Origin of the sequence: Bradyrhizobium sp. 31Argb (genome assembly GCF_043638955.1) — a bacterium.
Lineage (GTDB): Bacteria > Pseudomonadota > Alphaproteobacteria > Rhizobiales > Xanthobacteraceae > Bradyrhizobium.
In genome coordinates this window covers 1-1,008 of the sequence record NZ_JBEGDB010000631.1, presented here as the reverse complement: position 1 = coordinate 1,008, position 1,008 = coordinate 1, and the positions used below count along the sequence as shown (strand labels likewise).

The window sequence follows — 1,008 nt, the reverse complement described above, 5'->3', positions numbered from 1 at the left end:
CCAGGTGTTTTGAAGGTGACAGCAATTGTGCCGCTGTCAGAAGCCGAACAAGGATCGCAAGCATCAAACGGGCAAAAACCGGCTTGGCGCGGGCCCTTTCGATGCGTTCATGCGTGGAACGGAAATTGCTAATTGCTCTTGCAAGCCGCTTTGTCGGCGCGATTTTCAGGAGAGCGACAGTGCAGCAAGATGTCGAAACCTCGAAGGCGGAGGGCCAGCGACGGGTATTCGTGGTCGACGATGACGAGATCACCCGCGTGACTTTGCAACTTATGCTGCATGACGAGATCGAGACGCACGAGCTTGCAACGCCGGAAGAGGCTTTTGTCAGGGGCATCGATTGGTTGAAGCCGGATGTGGTGCTACTCGGCGCCTCCTTTTTGGGGCAAAAGGGGCCGCCGTTGATCGGCCAATTGGCGGCCCATTTTCCCGAGGTGCGGATCCTGATCGTCTGCGACAAATCCGACGAGCCCACCGCGGTCGAAGGCATCAAGGCGGGCGCGCACGGCGTGCTTATCAAGCCTCTCACCTTGGAAGCCGTCCGCAAGAAGGTCGATGGTATTCTCGAACGGGGCGCCACCGCGCCCATCGTGCAGCTCAGGGTGCTGAGTTAGGCCAGGCCATGGCGACGATCATCTTCTATCAAAAACCCGACTGCGCCACCAACGCGCGCCAGATGCAGGCGCTGAAGGTCGCGGGCCACCACGTGATTGCCAAGGATATCTTGAAGGAGCCGTGGCGCGCGGAGGAACTGCGCCAGTTCTTCGGCAATACGCCGATCGGATCCTGGTTCAACCGCGCCGCGCCCCGTATCAAGTCAGGCGAAATCAATCCCGACGCGAGCGACGCGGCGAGCGCACTCGCGCTGATGCTCAGCGATCCGCTCCTGATAAGGCGCCCGCTGATCAACGCCGACGGCGCAAGATGCGCGGGATTCGATCATGAGCCCGTGCTGTCGCTGCTTGGGCGGAGCATGCAGGACGATCTCGAGCGATGCTCGAGCGAGGC

The 1,008-nt window shown here is 60.8% G+C and carries 2 protein-coding genes; both read left to right on the top strand.

Features of this window, described 5'->3' with window-relative positions; genetic code table 11:
• The first annotated feature begins 179 nt into the window (after positions 1-179).
• Entirely contained in the window at positions 180-614 is a 435-nt protein-coding gene (locus tag AAFX91_RS41950; RefSeq protein ID WP_130231866.1) for a response regulator, read from the top strand.
• An 8-nt stretch (positions 615-622) separates the two neighbouring features.
• A partial coding sequence (locus tag AAFX91_RS41945; RefSeq protein ID WP_394570382.1) for an ArsC/Spx/MgsR family protein occupies positions 623-1,008 on the top strand: 386 nt, incomplete at its 3' end.